Annotated in this window: 14 protein-coding genes; 11 read left to right on the top strand and 3 right to left on the bottom strand. The window is 55.0% G+C overall.

Annotated features, from left to right (window positions below; genetic code table 11):
- The 8 genes from QZ170_RS05395 to QZ170_RS05360 form a co-directional block, all read left to right on the top strand.
- Positions 1-799, top strand: a 799-nt coding sequence (locus QZ170_RS05395; RefSeq protein WP_297178254.1) for a nitrilase-related carbon-nitrogen hydrolase, incomplete at its 5' end; no start/stop codon positions are given.
- A gap of 37 nt (positions 800-836) precedes the next feature.
- Positions 837-1,481 carry an orotate phosphoribosyltransferase gene (pyrE, locus tag QZ170_RS05390; protein ID WP_297178251.1) on the top strand — a complete coding sequence of 215 codons (645 nt, stop codon included), beginning with the start codon at positions 837-839 and terminating at the stop codon, positions 1,479-1,481.
- Between the two features lie 51 nt (positions 1,482-1,532).
- Positions 1,533-1,952: an SRPBCC family protein gene (locus QZ170_RS05385; RefSeq protein ID WP_297178249.1), complete on the top strand. Its 420-nt coding sequence runs from the start codon at positions 1,533-1,535 to the stop codon at positions 1,950-1,952.
- A 42-nt stretch (positions 1,953-1,994) separates the two neighbouring features.
- Positions 1,995-2,447 (top strand): hypothetical protein, encoded by a 453-nt coding sequence (locus QZ170_RS05380; RefSeq protein WP_297178246.1) that lies wholly within the window; start codon positions 1,995-1,997, stop codon positions 2,445-2,447.
- 53 nt (positions 2,448-2,500) lie between these two features.
- Complete coding sequence (gene cls / locus QZ170_RS05375) at positions 2,501-3,928, top strand: cardiolipin synthase (RefSeq protein WP_297178243.1); 1,428 nt, start codon at positions 2,501-2,503, stop codon at positions 3,926-3,928.
- Between the two features lie 599 nt (positions 3,929-4,527).
- Positions 4,528-7,593 carry a TonB-dependent receptor gene (locus tag QZ170_RS05370; protein WP_297178240.1) on the top strand — a complete coding sequence of 1,022 codons (3,066 nt, stop codon included), beginning with the start codon at positions 4,528-4,530 and terminating at the stop codon, positions 7,591-7,593.
- Positions 7,594-7,608: 15 nt separating this feature from the next.
- Positions 7,609-9,324, top strand: coding sequence for a RagB/SusD family nutrient uptake outer membrane protein (locus QZ170_RS05365; RefSeq protein ID WP_297178237.1), 1,716 nt, complete (start codon positions 7,609-7,611; stop codon positions 9,322-9,324).
- A gap of 274 nt (positions 9,325-9,598) precedes the next feature.
- The gene (locus QZ170_RS05360; protein ID WP_297178234.1) at positions 9,599-11,878 is read left to right on the top strand and encodes a GH92 family glycosyl hydrolase; all 2,280 of its coding nucleotides are present in this window, start codon (positions 9,599-9,601) and stop codon (positions 11,876-11,878) included.
- A 109-nt stretch (positions 11,879-11,987) separates the two neighbouring features.
- Here QZ170_RS05360 and gmk read toward each other — a convergent pair whose 3' ends face one another.
- From gmk to QZ170_RS05345, 3 genes are read right to left on the bottom strand one after another with little or no spacing between them, the layout of a single operon-like run.
- Positions 11,988-12,557 (bottom strand): guanylate kinase, encoded by a 570-nt coding sequence (gmk, locus tag QZ170_RS05355; RefSeq protein WP_297178231.1) that lies wholly within the window; start codon positions 12,555-12,557, stop codon positions 11,988-11,990.
- Positions 12,558-12,581: 24 nt separating this feature from the next.
- Positions 12,582-13,694 (bottom strand): recombinase RecA, encoded by a 1,113-nt coding sequence (gene recA, locus QZ170_RS05350; protein WP_297178228.1) that lies wholly within the window; start codon positions 13,692-13,694, stop codon positions 12,582-12,584.
- A 23-nt stretch (positions 13,695-13,717) separates the two neighbouring features.
- Entirely contained in the window at positions 13,718-14,179 is a 462-nt protein-coding gene (locus QZ170_RS05345) for a peroxiredoxin (RefSeq protein ID WP_297178225.1), read from the bottom strand.
- A 770-nt stretch (positions 14,180-14,949) separates the two neighbouring features.
- On the opposite strand from QZ170_RS05345, the gene QZ170_RS05340 reads away from it, so the two are divergent.
- The 3 genes from QZ170_RS05340 to QZ170_RS05330 all read left to right on the top strand — a co-directional run bounded on the left by QZ170_RS05340 (position 14,950) and on the right by QZ170_RS05330 (position 16,972).
- The gene (locus QZ170_RS05340; protein WP_297178223.1) at positions 14,950-15,276 is read left to right on the top strand and encodes a hypothetical protein; all 327 of its coding nucleotides are present in this window, start codon (positions 14,950-14,952) and stop codon (positions 15,274-15,276) included.
- A 297-nt stretch (positions 15,277-15,573) separates the two neighbouring features.
- Positions 15,574-16,335 carry a hypothetical protein gene (locus QZ170_RS05335; RefSeq protein WP_297178220.1) on the top strand — a complete coding sequence of 254 codons (762 nt, stop codon included), beginning with the start codon at positions 15,574-15,576 and terminating at the stop codon, positions 16,333-16,335.
- The gene (locus QZ170_RS05330) at positions 16,307-16,972 is read left to right on the top strand and encodes a hypothetical protein (protein WP_297178217.1); all 666 of its coding nucleotides are present in this window, start codon (positions 16,307-16,309) and stop codon (positions 16,970-16,972) included. The genes QZ170_RS05335 and QZ170_RS05330 overlap by 29 nt, the downstream gene beginning before the upstream one ends.
- Positions 16,973-16,993 lie beyond the last annotated feature (21 nt).

Below are 16,993 nucleotides of genomic sequence, written 5' to 3'. Positions count from 1 at the left end.
CCTCTCTCCCTCCCCCACCCTACGTGTGGCAGCTGTGCAGTGCTCCATCCTATGGAATGATGTCGAGGGCAACTGCCAGCGCATCCGCAGCTACGTAGCCCAGCATGCCCACGAGGCTGAGCTCATCATCTTCCCTGAGACGATCACGACAGGCTTCTCTGCCGAGGCCGCACAGCTCGCTGACGAAGATCGAGGCGAGGTCTGTACTCTCCTCACAGAGCTAGCCAAGGAGTACCAAGTAGGGATCGCTGGGAGCTACCTCACACGGGCGAGCGATGGCAAGATCTATAATATGTTCTTCCTCATCGACGAGCAGGGACAGATGCAGCGACAGCCTAAGCGACACCTCTTCGCCCCTGGTGGCGAGCGGGAGTTCGTCTCTGCAGCTACGGAGCGTCAGATACTCTCCTTCCATGGCTGGCGGATACTGCCTATCATCTGCTATGATATGCGCTTCCCCGTCTGGTGTCGCAACGTGCATAATGAGTATGACCTCATTATCTGCGTGGCCAACTGGCCTCGTCCTCGTCGTCGGGTCTTCTCGACCCTCCTCAGAGCACGAGCTATGGAGAACCTCGCCTATATGGTCGGGCTCAATCGTGTAGGCACCGATCCACAGGGACTCGTCTACACGGGCGACTCAGCGATACTCAACGCTCGTGGGGAAGCCCTCGCCGAGGCAGAGGAGAGTGCGGAGACAGTCCTCGTAGCGACACTCGACTATGCTCCGCTGGCTGACCTAAGGCATAAGTTCCCCGTATGGGAGGATGCCGATAGCTTCACCCTCGACCTCCCCTAAGACTCTACTCTTCAATATACATCAGATACATCGACAAATGAATACAAAGACCACGGCTGAGCGTGTTGCCAAAGCCCTGCTCGAAGTCAAGGCCGTCAAGCTCCAGCCCGATGCACCCTTCACCTGGGCATCAGGGTGGAAGTCCCCTATCTACTGTGACAATCGTGTCACCCTATCCTATCCTGCCGTACGTACCCTCATCAAGGAGGAGCTTGCTGAGGCCATCCGTAGGGAATACGGGATGCCCGAGGTCATCGCAGGTGTCGCTACGGGTGCTATCGCACAGGGCGCACTCGTAGCAGACCTCCTAGGTCTCCCCTTCGTCTATGTACGTCCCAAGGCTAAGGATCATGGTATGGGCAATCAGATCGAGGGAGAGCTCCCCGAGGGTAGCCGTGTCCTCGTCGTAGAGGATCTGATCTCCACAGGTGGGAGCAGCCTCAAGGCCGTAGAGGCCCTCCGTCAGGCTGGTAGCGAAGTCCTCGGCATGGTCGCTGTCTACACCCATGGCTTCCCTCAGGCTGTAGAGGCCTTCGCCGAAGCCTCTGTGCGTCTAGTCACCCTCAGCGACTACGACACCGTGATCGCCGAGGCCCTTGCGACGGGCTACATCTCGCCCGAGGACGAGTCGCTACTCAAGCAGTGGCGTCAGAGCCCAGACACCTGGACGGGGAGATGCTAGTGCGCCCCCGTCCCTATCGCCCCTATCACCTCATACATTAGACTTATCTCAATGAGTGACTATACCAGTTCGATCAAGAGTATCGCTGCCCCCCGCCATCGTGTCTATGAGCGTCTCTCCGACCTCAATGGTCTAGCCTCCGTACGGGATCGACTACCCGAGGAGGCTAAGGAGAAGATCCAGATAGAGCCTATCGATGCGGATAGCTGTGCCTTCGTCATCCCCGGCGCAGGTAGACTCCTGCTACGTGTCATAGAGCGTGAGCCTGAGGGTACGATCAAGCTTGCCACCGAGCAGTCTCCCCTAGACCTCACCCTGTGGATACAGCTACTCGAGCCCGCACCTAACGATACACGCCTCAGGCTGACCCTACGTGCCGACCTAAACTTCTTCATCCGGAAGATGATCGGGAGCAAGCTCGAGGAGGGTATCGAGCGACTAGCCGATATGCTGGCTATCCTCCCCTACTGATCCTACCCTTCCCCTCACTGATCCCTACACCTCCTAGATAGTATGGCTCGTCTGTGTGACTACCTCGCACTCGCTGGGCTCGTCGGGCTCGTATCCTGTACGAGAGCTGTGGAGCCTAGGGTACCTCAGGCTGCGGTGTACTACCACCTCCACCTGCAGGATACTCGCCACAGGGCACTACTCTCTCCTGCGGGCATCGTGCGTATCACCCAGCCCGAGACGGCACAGGATCGTCTCGGCAATGCTGGGCTAGCGGTGGTACGCTCTGTCGAGCAGGCGGAGGAGTTCTACGCCTTTGACCTCGCTTGCCCAGGGGAGCATAGTCAGGGAGCACAGCTGGAGGTGAAGGGGATGCGACTGGTGTGCCCGAGCTGCAGGAGTGCCTTCGAGGTGCTACAGGGTACTGGTCGCCCCGAGGAGGGCTCTGCCCAGTCCCCCCTGAGACGCTACCGAGTGGTACGTATGGATCGCTACCACCTACTCGTCACGAGCTAGCCTGACTGCGGGGAGTTCCCTGCGCTCATCTAGCCCTTTGGTTTCTCATTCTTATGGCATTCTCTAGCTGGCTCATCATAGCCTATATAGTGACCACCCTAGGGGTCATCGGCACGGTGCTCAGTGAGAACCGTAACCCTCTGAAGGCATCGGCATGGATCCTCATCATCGGGCTAATACCGGTCGTGGGGATCATGACCTATATCGTCTTCGGCCAAGACCAGAGGCGACTACATAGCATCAGTCGACGCTTCTACCGACGACTCATGCGTCGCCCCCAGCAGCTCTCCCTACCGAAGCACCTACAGCGCAAGCGACAGATCACGGAGGAGCACCTTCGTCTGATCGAGCTCATCCAGCGCAACTCCAATACCCCCCTCCTACAGCTACAGTCCCTAGAGATCTACGCCTGGGGGGCAGATATGTACGAGGCACTCTTCCACGACCTAGAGCAGGCTGAGGAGTACATCCACCTACAGGCCTACATCTTCGGGGCAGATGCTGTACTTGACCGCCTGACCGACATACTCATCCGCAAGGCCAAGGAGGGTGTAACCATACGTATCATCTACGACCATCTCGGCTCGTACAATGTCCCCAAGGCCTACTGGCAGCGTATGCGCTCGGCGGGGATACAGGTCTATGCCTTCATGCGTGTGGCCTTCCCGCTACTCTCCACGACGGTGAACTACCGCAATCACCGCAAGATCGTCATCATCGACGGCTCTATCGGCTATGTAGGGGGGATGAACTTCGCCCAGCGTTACCTCACGGGCAACGAGCTAGGGCGATGGCGAGACACCCACTTCCGTATCACGGGGGTCGCTGTGGCGGGTCTGCAGAGCTCCTTCCTCATCGACTGGTACACCGTCTCACGCAAGGTCGTCAATATGGACCGCTACTTTGACCCCTCCGTACCAGCCAACGAATATTCGCCCTCCGTGCAGTTCGTCTCGGGTGGCCCGATCAGTCACTGGCGATCCATCGAGCAGGCCATCATCTATATGATCTCTCGTGCTAGTGAGCGTATCTACATCCAGACACCCTACTTCCTACCGACCGAGAACCTCAATAACGCCCTCATCACCGCAGCCCTAGCTGGCGTCCAAGTGGAGCTCATGCTCCCCGAGCGTACCGACTCTCGACTCACGACCTACGCTGCCAACTCTTATCTGACTCTACTGCTGGAGGCTGGGGTGAAGATCTATCGCTACACCGAGGGCTTCCTTCACTCCAAGCTCATTATGGTCGATAGCAGCCTAGCCTCCATTGGCTCTGCCAATATGGACTTCCGTAGCCTGGAGCACAACTTCGAGATCTCGGGCTTCGTCTACGACTCTGGCATTACGAAGCGACTCATCGCCCTATTCGAGGCTGACAAGAAGCGTTGTCGTCTGCTCACTGCCGAGGAATGGGAGAAGCGCAGTCGGCAGACACGTATGGCAGAGTCTGTGATGCGCCTCTTCGCTCCGATGCTCTAGCCTAGTATCAGCCCCCCCTCCGAGAGCTGGCTCATCCTATCCCGACCCACGAGGTCAGAGATAGCCCCAGCAACTCCCATCGACCGAATAGCCCGCACCTCCAGAGAGGTATCGACCCCCTCATATCGCTTATGATGAGGGGGTTACAATGCACGTACAAATAGCCCCTTTGCGCTCTTACCGAGAGCGCATCAGCGTTCATACTAAGAGCGCATCTACGATCTTAGTATGAACGCAAAGGCGTCCTTACCGAGAGCGCATGAGCGTTCTCGGTATGTTCGTTTTTACCCCCTAGGTATCGTCACTACCAGGGTCGGATTGAGGAGCGTGATATGACTATGGAGCAGAGGGTCTCGTACTAGTCCCCACCTAGATCGTTTGTTTAGGAGTGAGCGCACCCAACTCTCCCCCTTGAGCGAGGTACAGACACATTCCTAAATATCATTCAAAGCACTGGGTAAAACACTGGTAGACAAAGCTCTGACTTCCTTTATTATTTTATTAAGTATGAACACCTTAGTTTAGGTACGTATCCCCTAGGAATGCTCTATATTTGCCACGGAATTGTACTACTTCATTAACCATAAAGACTCAAAAGAATGAAGAACGAAAGACCACTTTCACATCGGGCTCGGCTACGGAGTACGCTTGCCGTCTCCCTGCTCACCATCTGCACACTGCCCCTTGCGGCAAGTGCAGCCCCCGAGCAAGAGCCGTCATCGAGCCCTCTCACTCTAGCCCAAGTAGCTGGGAAGGTACGTGGGCGTATCGTGGATGCTGCTACTGGTGAGCCGATCATCGGTGCTAGTATCCATGTCAAGGGCAACAAGCGTATCGGTGCTGTCTCCGATATGCAGGGGGGCTATACCCTGTCTGCTGCGCCCGGGGTGACACTCGTCATCTCCTACATCGGCTACGAGACCCTAGAGGTACGAGCTACCGAGAAGGAGCAAGTCATCCAGCTGACAGAAAACTCAAAGACCCTAAGCGAACTCGTCGTCGTAGGCTATACGACACAGCGCAAGGAGAGCCTCACGGGGGCAATGATCAGTCTCAAGGATACCAAGCTCAAGGACATGACCACCCCCTCCGTCTCCAACCTCCTCAATGGCAAGGCTCCCGGGGTCTACGTCGCACCTGGATCGGGACAACCTGGCTCGAGTGCAGCCGTGGTGATCCGTGGACAAGCCACCCTCAATGGGAATACACGCCCCCTCTGGGTCATCGATGGCGTGATCGTAGGGGACGACCCTGGACAGCTCAATCCTCAGGACATCGAGGGGCTAACGATCCTCAAGGACGCAGCCTCCACCGCCATCTACGGCTCTGCTGGAGCTAATGGGGTCGTCGTCGTCACCACCAAGAGCAGCCGCTCAGGCAAGCTCCGTGTCTCTGCCTCCGTCCGTGCAGGCCTTAGCCGCCTGAACAATGGCAACCTACGCATGATGAACGGTGCCGAGCTCTACGACTACTTCGCCTCCACAGGCAACGCTAGCACCATCCCCTTCCCCCGATGGAAGCCCGCCCTACGCAACGATAACTTCGACTGGTGGGCACTAGCTACACGCACGGGCATCTCACAGGACTACAACCTCACGATACAGGGCGGGAGCGAGACGATGAACTCCCTCTTCTCCCTAGGCTACTACGATGAGAAGGGCGCCGTCAAGGGTTTCGACTACAAGCGATACAACTTCCGCCTCAAGACTGCCTACAAGCCCCTCGACTGGCTCACCATCCGCCCCATGATCAGTGGTGCGATGCAGACCTCCGATGATAGGGAGTACTCCGTCTCCGCTATGTACTCTATGCTCCCCTGGGATAGTCCCTATGATGCTGATGGCAAGCCCGTCCCCCACCAGTACTCTGGATGGGTGAACAGCAACAGTACGAACTACATCCGAGACCTGCAGTGGAACCATGCCGAGGGACGTAACTATGAGTTCATGGGCAACCTCGACTTCGATGCCCGTATCACTCCTTGGCTGACCTTCTCCTCGGTCAATAACTACAAGTACGTCCACAGCACGAGCCACGGCTATCAAGACCCACGCTCCAGCGGTGGAGAGAGCGTGCAGGGACGTATCACCGAGTATCACGGACAGGTAGCCCGACGCTATACGAACCAAAAGCTCCTGACGAGCAATAGCTGGGGACTACACAACCTAAATGGTCTCCTAGCCTACGAGTTCAACGACTACTGGGGCAAATCGACCGATGTCTACGGGACGGGGTTTGTACCCGGCTTTGAGGTGCTCGATATTACCGCCAAGCCCGAGAGAGCCAAGGGGGGTATCGCTGAGTGGGCTGTACAGTCCGTCTTCGCCAATGCTCGTTATAGCTACGACAACCGCTATCTCGTCGAGGGCTCTATCCGCCGTGATGGTGCCTCCAACCTCGGCTCAAGAGCCAAGTATGGGACGCTCTTCTCCATCAGTGGTGGGTGGAACATTCACCGCGAGTCATGGTTTGGGGTCAAGGCCTTCGACCAGCTCAAGCTCCGTGCCTCCTATGGCTCAGCTGGTAACCGCCCCTCTGCCCTCTACCCTCAGTATGACCTCTACTCCATAGCCTCCAACTACAATGGCCAGCCAGGTATGCTCATCTCGCAGATAGGCAATAGAGACCTAACCTGGGAGCGTACCTACACAGCTGGTATCGGGCTCGATGCTTCGCTTTGGGAGAACCGTCTACGCCTCACCCTCGACCTCTACTCCAAGAAGACCGATAACATCCTCTACAACGTCCCCGTCACCAGCCTAACAGGGGTGACCCACGTCTACCGCAACATCGGTAAGATGGACAATAGAGGTATCGAAGTGGCTATCGGGGGTGACCTCATCCGCACCAAGGACATCACCTGGAGCCTAGACCTCAACATCGGACACAATGCCAATAAGCTCACCGACATCTTCCGTCAGTATGATCCCTCGGGTCAGTACATCGCCAAGCCAGTCATCATCGGCGACGGGAGCGGTATCGCAGGCTCAGCCACTCGTATCCTAGAGATCGGCTCGCCCATCGACACCTACTATATGCCCCAGTGGGCAGGTGTAGACCCAGAGGACGGACGTCCCCTATGGTACAAGGAGGATGCTGATGGCAAGAAGGTCACGACCAAGAACTACGCCGAGGCCAAGTACTACAAGCTCGGCTCTGCTGCACCCAAGGTCTTCGGGGGGATCACGACGAGCTTACGCTGGAGAGAGTTTGACCTCTCAGCTACCTTTGGCTACGCTCTCGGGGGACAGATCTACAACTACTCTCGCCAGGAGCTAGACTCTGACCTCGCCTACACAGACCGCAATCAGATGGCTCTACAGAAGGGCTGGTCACGCTGGCAGAAGAAGGGAGACATCGCTACCCACCCACGTGCCCTATACAACAATAAGGACAATGGGAACAAGGCCTCCTCTCGTTACCTAGAGAACAACTCCTTCTTCAAGCTACGTACCCTAACCCTCGGCTACAACCTCTCCCTCCCTCAGCTGAAGATACAGACCCTACGTATCTACCTCAATGCTGAGAACCTCCTGACCTTCACGAAGTACTCAGGCGTAGACCCCGAGCTACCCGCCTCCGACGGCTCTGTCATGGGGACAACGGGGATCAGTGTCTACCCCCCCGTCCGCCGCTTCGTCCTAGGCTTCAACCTCTCACTCTAGCTACACGATACAGATATGAACAAGATACTTATGCTGCTAGTGGCCTCCTGCCTACTAGTAGCCTGCAACATCGACAGAGAGCCCAAGGGGAGCATGTCTAGCCAGCGTATCCTCGATCACCCCGAGGAGGCTATCGATGGGATGACCCACGGGATGTATGCCCAGCTCAAGACCTGGAGTGATGCCATGCACCGCTGCGGCGAGTACGCAGGGGACAACATCATGATACGTGGTGCCTCGACAGATGCCTTCTTTGAGTTCATCACCTTCAACCGTACCCCACAGAACTACCGCCTACAAGCCTTCTGGGACAATAGCTACAAGGCTATCATACAAGCCTCCAACATCATCGACCTCTATGGCTCCTCCACCGATGCCGAGGTCAAGTCTCATGTCGGAGAGGCTTACTTCGTACGTGGCTTCCTCTACTTCTACCTCGTGAGAGCCTACGGGCGTCCCTACTATCAAAACCCCGAGAAGAACCTCGGCGTACCGATCATCAAGAGTGCGCCCAAGAACATCTTCGGTAAGTTCACTCTCCCCGACCGTGCTACCGTAGCTGAGACCTACGCACAGGCTATCGAGGATCTGAAGCAGGCTGAGACGCTCCTTCCCGAGCGCACTGGCACACCCTTCTATGCCTCTAAGGGTGCCGCCCAAGCCTTGCTCTCCCGCCTCTATCTCTATATGAGTGGCACCTATGACCAGCCTAATACTAAGTATGCTCAGCTGGCCTCTGAATATGCCTCCAAGGTGATCTCGAGTGCTAAGTATCAGCTCCTCGACCGTGAGGACTTCATGAAGTACAACCAGATCCTCCCCGAGAACAACAAGGAGTCCATCTTCGTCATCCGTCGTCTAGCCTCCGAATTCTCTGGCTACGACCACTACTACGGTATCGGTGGGATGTATGCCAATATCGGCGGTATGGGCTGGGGCGAGATGTACGCCAGTGCCAAGTACCTCGCTCTACTAGACGAGACGGGGCGCAATGACTACCGCCCCAATAGGATGCGTATCGTAGATGCTCGTGCAGCCTTCATCGAGCCCGTGTATGACAACGATAAGGGAGAGGTATTCCGCTTCATTAAGACGGAGGACTCCGGGGATATGAACTACCTACAGCTCCCCGTCACCCGCACCAATGGGCAGATAATAGCTAAGGAGGAGAAGGATCAGGGTCAAGCATCCTCCTATACCCTGACCCCTATAGACGCTACTCAGGAGATCTACAGCATCACCTACGGCGGGAAGACATACCGAGGGGTCTTGGATACCTATATCGCACTCAATAGAGCCTACCCGATGTTCTACATCACAAAGTGCTCCCGTGAGGGTGAGAATAGCCAGCTACACTCCCCTGTCATCTCACGTCTAGGCGAGGTGTACCTCAATCGTGCTGAGGCCGAGGCCAAGCTCGGTCACTACAGTGCAGCCCTTGCCGACCTCAACCTCGTGCGTACACGCTCCATCCCTGGCGCGCAGTATACGAGCCTTGATGCTACGAATGCACCTGAGCGCATCGACAAGGAGCGCCAGCTGGAGCTTGCCTTCCAGGCTGAGCGTAGCTACGATGTATTCCGCAACGGGGGCTCACTCATACGTCGCTACCCCGGGGCTCACCATCAGCGTGAGGACATAGCCCCCACCGACTACCGAGTGGTGTACTTCATCCCGCAGAATGCGATCGATGCTTACCCAGGGAAGCTGACACAGAACCCTACACACTAAGAGCCTCAGCTAGCACTTCCAACGCATCTCCTCCCCTCACGCTAGAGGTAGCCTTGCCCTAGCCTTTTGGGAGAGCCATCAATACACAGAATGGGGCAGAGAGGGATATCCCTCTCTGCCCCATTTGCTTTTGCATTAGTGCATTCCCAGCCCTTACACGAGGGAGCAGTGTGTAAAATTATCCTTATCTTCATCCCTGCGATTGCGCCACCACTCTTAGCCTCACTGCGAGGGGGCTAAGATACAGGCGAAGTCGCTCCTGACAGTGATGAATATGAGACAAACAAAGCTTACCCTTATTCTCTGTATCCTAGCCCTCGGGCTAGCCCTCCTCTGCAGCTTCAGTAGCTGTAGCAATCGTAAGACTGACGACAAGAATCCCCTTGCCCAGCTCGTCGATCCACTTATCGGTACCGACTGGGTGGGCAATGTCTATCCTGGCGCTACCGTCCCCTTCGGGATGGTACAGTTGAGCCCAGACAATGGGCTACCAGGCTGGGATCGGATAGCAGGCTACTTCTATCCCGACAGCACGATAGCGGGCTTCAGCCACACCCATCTAAGTGGTACGGGGGCTGGTGACCTCTATGATATACCCTTCATGCCCGTGCTACTGCCTGCCCTAGAGGGCGGAACCTACACCATAGACAAGGCGACTGGGGAGACAGCTCGCCTAGGGCGACACGCACGCTTCAGACACGAGACAGAGCAGGCACACGCTGGCTACTATGCGGTGACCCTCGAGCCCTACGACATACGAGTGGAGCTCACGGCTTCGCCCCACATGGGTGTGCAGCGCTATACCTTCAATCGTGCCTCCGACTCCGCCTGTGTCATTCTAGACCTAGACCGAGCGATGAACTGGGATCGTACCACAGAGAGTGATGTGGAGCAGGTCACCCCCACGGCACTGCAGGGCTACCGCAAGTCTACGGGCTGGGCACGTGACCAAGAGGTGTACTTCTACACACAGCTCTCACGTACCCCCGATAGTATCTTCATCGAGCATCGTCAGGGAGAGCCTTACGGACAAGCCTCTGGTCGCTCGGCTATTGCCTACCTATACTACAAGGTGAAGGCTGGCGATCAGCTCATCATCGAGACGGCACTATCGGGTACGAGCACTCAGGGAGCCATGGGCAACTGGACGGATGAGGAGAAGGAGTTTGACTTCGACAAGTATCGTACCCAGGCCGAGACCCTCTGGCAGGAACGACTAAGCAGGATCACCATCCCCGAGAATGCCCCCGACAGCCTCAAGAAGACCTTCTACACCGCACTCTATCGTGCACAGGTCTGTCCCACGCTCTATAGCAATACCGATGGGAACTACCTAGGGGCTGACCGAAGGACACACTTCAGGGAGGATAACACAGCTACCTACAGCACTTTCTCCCTATGGGACACCTATCGTGCCGTACACCCGCTCTACAATCTCATAGCCACCAAGGAGAACCGTGATATGGTTCAGTCGCTCATTGACTTCGGCGATCAGAACATGTTCCACCTACCCGTATGGAATATGTTTGCCTCTGAGACTGATATGATGATCGGGCATCACTCCATACCTGTCATCGTAGAGGCGGTACTCAAGGGCGTATATAAGCCCGCAGATCCTGCCGACCTACTGAACCTCCTACGTAACACTGCCGAGCGACAGTACTACCGTGGGCTAGATGAGTACCAGAGCCGTGGCTACGTACCTGCCGACCTACAGGATGAGAGTGTCTCCAAGACGCTGGAGTATGCCTACGACGATGCTGCCATCGCAGCCTATGCCGAGTGGATGGGTGATAGTGATGTCGCAGAGCAGTATCGAGCACGTGCAGAGAGCTACAAGAACCTATGGGATAAGGGCACGGGCTTCTTCCGTCCTAAGGATGGTAAGGGACGTTGGCTCCCAGACTTCAATCCCTTTGCCTACACGAAGCACTTCACGGAGAGCAATGCCTACCAGTACCTCTTCGCTGCCCAGCATGCAGTATGTCAGCTAGAGCAGCTCATGGGCTCACGTGAGCAGCTACGTGATCGTCTCGATGAGTTCTTCTCCCGTACGACGCCCAAAGAGATAGCACTCCCTATCTTCTCCACAGGTATGATCGGGCAGTATGTCCAGGGCAACGAGCCTAGCCACCACGTGATCTTCCTCTACAACTATGTGAATGAGCCCTGGAAGACAGCTGACCTCATTCATCAGGTACGCTCTACGCTCTACTCGCACCGCCCTGATGGGCTCTGTGGCAATGAGGACTGTGGACAGATGTCTGCATGGTATGTCTTCACCGCCATGGGTCTCTACCCGGTCGATCCGCTCACGAGCGAATATGAGGTGACGACACCCCTCTTCGAGCGCCTCACCCTACACCTAGAGAATGGGCGCACCTTCACCATCTCCGCCCCTGGGCTCTCCTCCACTAGGAGATATATCCAGTCGGCACAGCTCAATGGTCGTCCACTCAATCGCTCCCATATCACCTATACCCAGCTGATGCAGGGCGGTGAGCTCGTACTCACCTTGACTGACCAGCGGGGTGTCGTCTGGTACGACAAGTAGCCCCCGGCAGAAGGCCATACCCCAACAAAGCGACCAGCCCCCTCATGGGTCGAGACTAAGGTCTCGCTCATGAGGGGGCTGGTCGTAATAGCTCTAGGCCAGATATACTCTAGGCGGAGAGGAAGGTATGGATGAGTCGGTAGAGCTCGCCATAGCAGGTCTCGAGATCATCATTGACGAGCGCCTCGTCGAAGGCCTCGGCATGCTCTAGCTCAAGTGCAGCCTTGGCGACACGCTCCTCGATGACCTCCTCGCTGTCGGTGGAGCGTCCCTGTAGGCGGTGACGTAGCTCCTCGATGCTGGGGGGCTTGATGAAGATACTCAGGGCAGAGGCTCCATAAGCCTTCTTGATATTCAAGGCTCCGACATAGTCCACATCGAAGATGAGGTTGTCGCCCTCCTGCAGGCACCGATCTACCTCGCTACGTAGTGTGCCGTAGTAGCGACCACTGTAGACCTCCTCATACTCGAGGAACTCCCCTGCCTCTATCCGAGACCTAAACTCCTCGGGCGAGAAGAAGTAGTACTCCACCCCATCACGCTCCGTCCCCCGTGGGGCACGGCTAGTAGCCGAGATAGAGAAGCGAAGTCTCAGCTCGGGGTGCTCTGCCCGTAGGCGTGTGATGAGCGTACTCTTGCCCGTGCCGGAGGGTGCAGAGATGACGACTAGCTTACCCATAGTAGCTTCGTACGGAGGGGGACTCTATTCCTCATCTTCGTCCTCGTCCTTCGTGGACTTCTTTTTCTTCTTGTCCTTGCCGATGGGGCCCTCCTTGAGGCGCTCGAAGACGAGGCGAGTCAGTTCCTCCTGGAGCTCGGGGTTGTCCTCAATGGTCTGCTTGGCATTCTCCTTGCCCTGTCCGAGCTTCGTCTCGCCATAGCTATACCACGAGCCACTCTTCTTGATAATATCAGCAGCCTCTGCTAGATCAATGATCTCACCGATACGGGAGATACCCTCTCCGTAGAGGATGTCGAAGACGGCGACGCGGAAGGGGGGAGCGACCTTATTCTTGATGACCCGTACGCGTGTCGTGTTCCCGAAGACCTCATCACCATCCTTGAGCTGGCCGATACGACGGATATCCAGACGCACCGAGGCGTAGAACTTCAGGGCATTCCCCCCCGTGGTCGTCTCCGAGGGACCATAGGAGTTGCCCCCGATCTTCTCACGTAGCTGGTTGATGAAGATACAGGTCGTATTGGACTTGCTGATAGCCCCCGTGATCTTGCGAAGGGCCTGCGACATCAGGCGAGCCTGTAGCCCGACCTTGGCCTCGCCCATATCGCCCTCGATCTCGGCCTTAGGCACGAGAGCCGCCACGGAGTCAATGATCACGAGGTCCATAGCCCCCGAGCGGATGAGCTGCTCGGCGATATCCAGAGCCTGCTCCCCGTTGTCGGGCTGGGAGATATAGAGGCTGCTCATATCCACCCCCAGCGCCTCGGCATAGACGGGGTCAAAGGCATGCTCGGCGTCGATGATCGCTGCGAAGCCGCCCTGCTTCTGCACCTCTGCGATAGCGTGGATAGCTAGCGTGGTCTTACCCGAAGACTCAGGGCCGTAGATCTCGATGATACGACCACGGGGATAGCCCCCTACACCGAGGGCGACGTCTAGGCCAATAGACCCCGAGGGGATGGCTGCTACATCTACCGTAGGACGCTCTGCCATATTGAGCACAGAGCCCTTGCCGTGTACCTTCTCTATGTTGGCCAGTGCCACACTGAGGGTCTTGCGCTTGGCCTCCTCGAGAGAGAGGCCCTTATCCTTGTCCTTTGCCTTGGTAGGCTTTTCCTTTATTTCTTCGCTCATGCTACTTGTATATATGTAATGTGTTACTTGCTCGCTAGGATCTGCTGGGCATGCTCCTTGGTATTGACCTCCTTACCACGCAGGATACGCTCTATGCGCCCCGCCTCATCGATGACGAAAGTTGTGCGCTCGGTACCCATATACCGACGCCCATACATACTCTTCTCGATCCATGTCCCGAAGAGCTCATTGAGCTGTACATCCGTGTCGGCGATGAGTCGGAAGGGGAGCTGATGCTTCTCGATAAAGCCTTTGTGACTCCGAGCGCTATCTCGGCTGACCCCGATGATCTCATAGCCTGCCTCACGGAGCTCTGCGTATCCGTCACGCAGGCTGCAGGCCTGAGCGGTACAGCCAGAGGTATTGTCCTTGGGATAAAAGTAGAGGATAATCCTCTTGCCTGGGTAGTCACTACGACGTACCTCTACACCATCTTGGTCTAGTCCTAGGCTGTCGGGGACGAGATCCCCTATCTGAAGTGCCATCTTTTGCTTTGCTTTTAGTTCGTTCGTTACTTATCTCTACAAATATAAGGAATACCTAGGGTATAGTAAATGGGTTATGGGGACTAGGACAGGGCTGACGCGTGAAACCACTAGAGGTCGAGGGCAAAGTCATCGAGGAGCCCATACCCAAGATAGAAGTATCTCTACCCTAGGTGTGACTCAGCTAGTATATACCTCCTACCTAGAAGGGAGAAGTGTACACGTGTGTACACAATAGTATACCCACGTGTACACAACTGTATACACGCGTGTACACTACCTCGCTCTAAGTATGTCCTCTCTAGGGCTCCTTTGCATGTCCTCTAGCCCCTCTTAGAATCTCTGATACAGAACTCGTTATAGACGAAGCATTGGGACACACCTCTACCCTTTGCTGTAGGAATCCTTAGGGAAAGAAATCCCCCGAGGAAAAACCTAAGGTGGGGCAGGCTCACCCTCTCGTGGAGCGAGAGGGACTAAACCCTCTACAGGTAGAGCTCCCTATCCCCTAAGACCTCCAAGGAAGCCTGAACTAACAACACCTACGACGAGCCCCCTGAGAGACCTCTATCTCCCAGGGGGCTTATACTCAGCAGGCATTTACAACTACCTGACATATAGCACCTTCAAGCCATTCATCCAACCTTGTACTAGAGGGAATAATGGGAAGAAGAATTTACTACATTTGTAGTCGTAGAGGATGCTATTCGAGTAGCACTCTCCCCATGACCATACGTACATGTCTAACTCTACATATAACTATCAGTCCTATGAACAGAACTATCAGCTCCTGGATAGCACTCCTCCTACTAGGAGCATTGACCCTCTTTTCCTCTTGTAGGAAAGATGAGGTTACCCAAGGGGAGACACCCGTAAACTCTCCGTTTAACCTCGAGACTAATCTCGATGCTAGGCTATATGCTATCGCTCGGCAACTCCAGCTTCGCGATGACACCACCAACCTAGCCTCCCAGTTCTCACAGAGGGGAATAAGTCCCCTCTGGGGCTCTGCTATCATCGCAGATCAGGGGATAGATACTCTCGTATTCATCCCCTTGTTTGAGCGCAAGAGCCCTGAGGAGATTAACCTACTCTAGGTATTCCACCTTCATGGAGATACGACTTTCCGATACCAATTCATTCATAGGTCCCATCTCCCGAAGGATGAATGGTGGAGGTTCGACTACTTCACGACATTCGCACTCGAGAAAAAACCCAAAGATGGAACTATCTTCTCAGACAAAGATGGCCTCAGAGCCCTTAGGTCTAAATGCGTCAAGTATGCTGCTGGTGCAGAAAGCGATGACAATCTAGAGTGGAAGGAACGTTGCTGGTATGAATGGGTACCAGGTCCATATGATGAGGATGATAAGAATCAAAAACTCCCTCCTCCTGTGGATGACTCAGGTGATGGGGGCGGTTATGGAGGCGGAGGAGGTGGAGGAGACTATACTCCTCCCGCTCCAGATCCAGACCCAGAGGACAAGCTCAATGATGAGATTTTTGTAACGCCCTCATTCAAGGATTCTAAGGTAATGCCCCATTATACCAAACTCTTGAAGGATAGCAAACTCATGAAGAGGTTCACTAGGTTCTTTGATGGAAAGAAGTCTGTTGCCCATTTGCGGCTTGAGGTTGAGGACATTCCGGATAGCAAGACCGAAGATGGAAAACGGAAGACTATAGTTGCCCATACCATTCCACCGAAGGATTATATGGTGAAGATTGTCTTCAATGCTAGGCTTGTGAACCAACTTCCTCCTGAAGTTTTAGCGACATCAATCTTACATGAGTATCTGCATGCCCATTTGTTCGCAACAATGCTTTCCCGCTGTGGGGGGAGATCATCCATCATTGGTGAGTTAAAGCAGATATTCAATGCCTCAGACTATCCAGGACTAGCAGACTACTACTCTAGGTTTAAGGATAATAAAGACCACTTTACCCACGAACTTTATGGTCCTCACTATCAGAAAGACTTTGTCGATATTATCTATAATCATTTCGGTGGAGAGATCCCAAGGAATAAATGTGAGGCTCTTTTCTGGATTGGTCTAGAAGATACCAGAGCCTACAAACAGCTCCCTGATCCAAAACGAAGGCAGATAGAAAAAGACAAGAAAGAGTATGAAGACAAGATCAATCAGATTGAGTAGTATCCTCCTACTCCTGGCCTGTTGCTTTTGCTTCACCAGCCTCAGGGCTCAGGAGGTGGACACCGTCTACCTCCTGAACCACTGGAGCAAGAGCCGACAAGCAGGCTCATGGAGAGACTTTGATATGCAATTTAAGAAAGCCTGGAAAGACAAGAGCTTTCAGCAATCAGAAGCTGTGGGGTGGGACTGCCTGCGTCCCGCCTGGCGTGGCATACAAGACTCCATCGACCTAGCACTCTTCCGCTACCACTATGTTCCCTATCGCTACTTTACCGGTGTGTTGCGTTTTTTCGTCAAGGAAGAGCCCATTGTGCTCAGCCGAGAACGACTGAAGAGCATTCGCTTCACCCCGATCAAGCGCTTCACAGAGGCTTTCGAGGAGTTCGATAATTCTATTTACGAGCGGAGATTTAAGGGGAAGCCCTTATTTATCGTCCATGTAACCCCTAAGGGAGCTTGGCTATACCCCGTCTTCGATTTTACGGTTGCATCTGAGATTGTAGAGTGTTATATAGGAGGATATCCCTACAGCTATGAATCCCTCTACCAAAAGACAAAAAGTGATCTCACTCCTGAGGAAATCAAGGCTCTGGATGCAGCTACGAAACGGCTCCGTCGCATAGGAATGAATCCCTGACGATAAAACTACTTATGAAGA

The sequence above is a fragment of the uncultured Porphyromonas sp. genome (assembly GCF_905372525.1).
Classification (GTDB): Bacteria; Bacteroidota; Bacteroidia; order Bacteroidales; family Porphyromonadaceae; genus Porphyromonas.
Note: the sequence above shows the minus strand (reverse complement) of the source record. Positions and strands in the feature narration are given on the sequence as shown.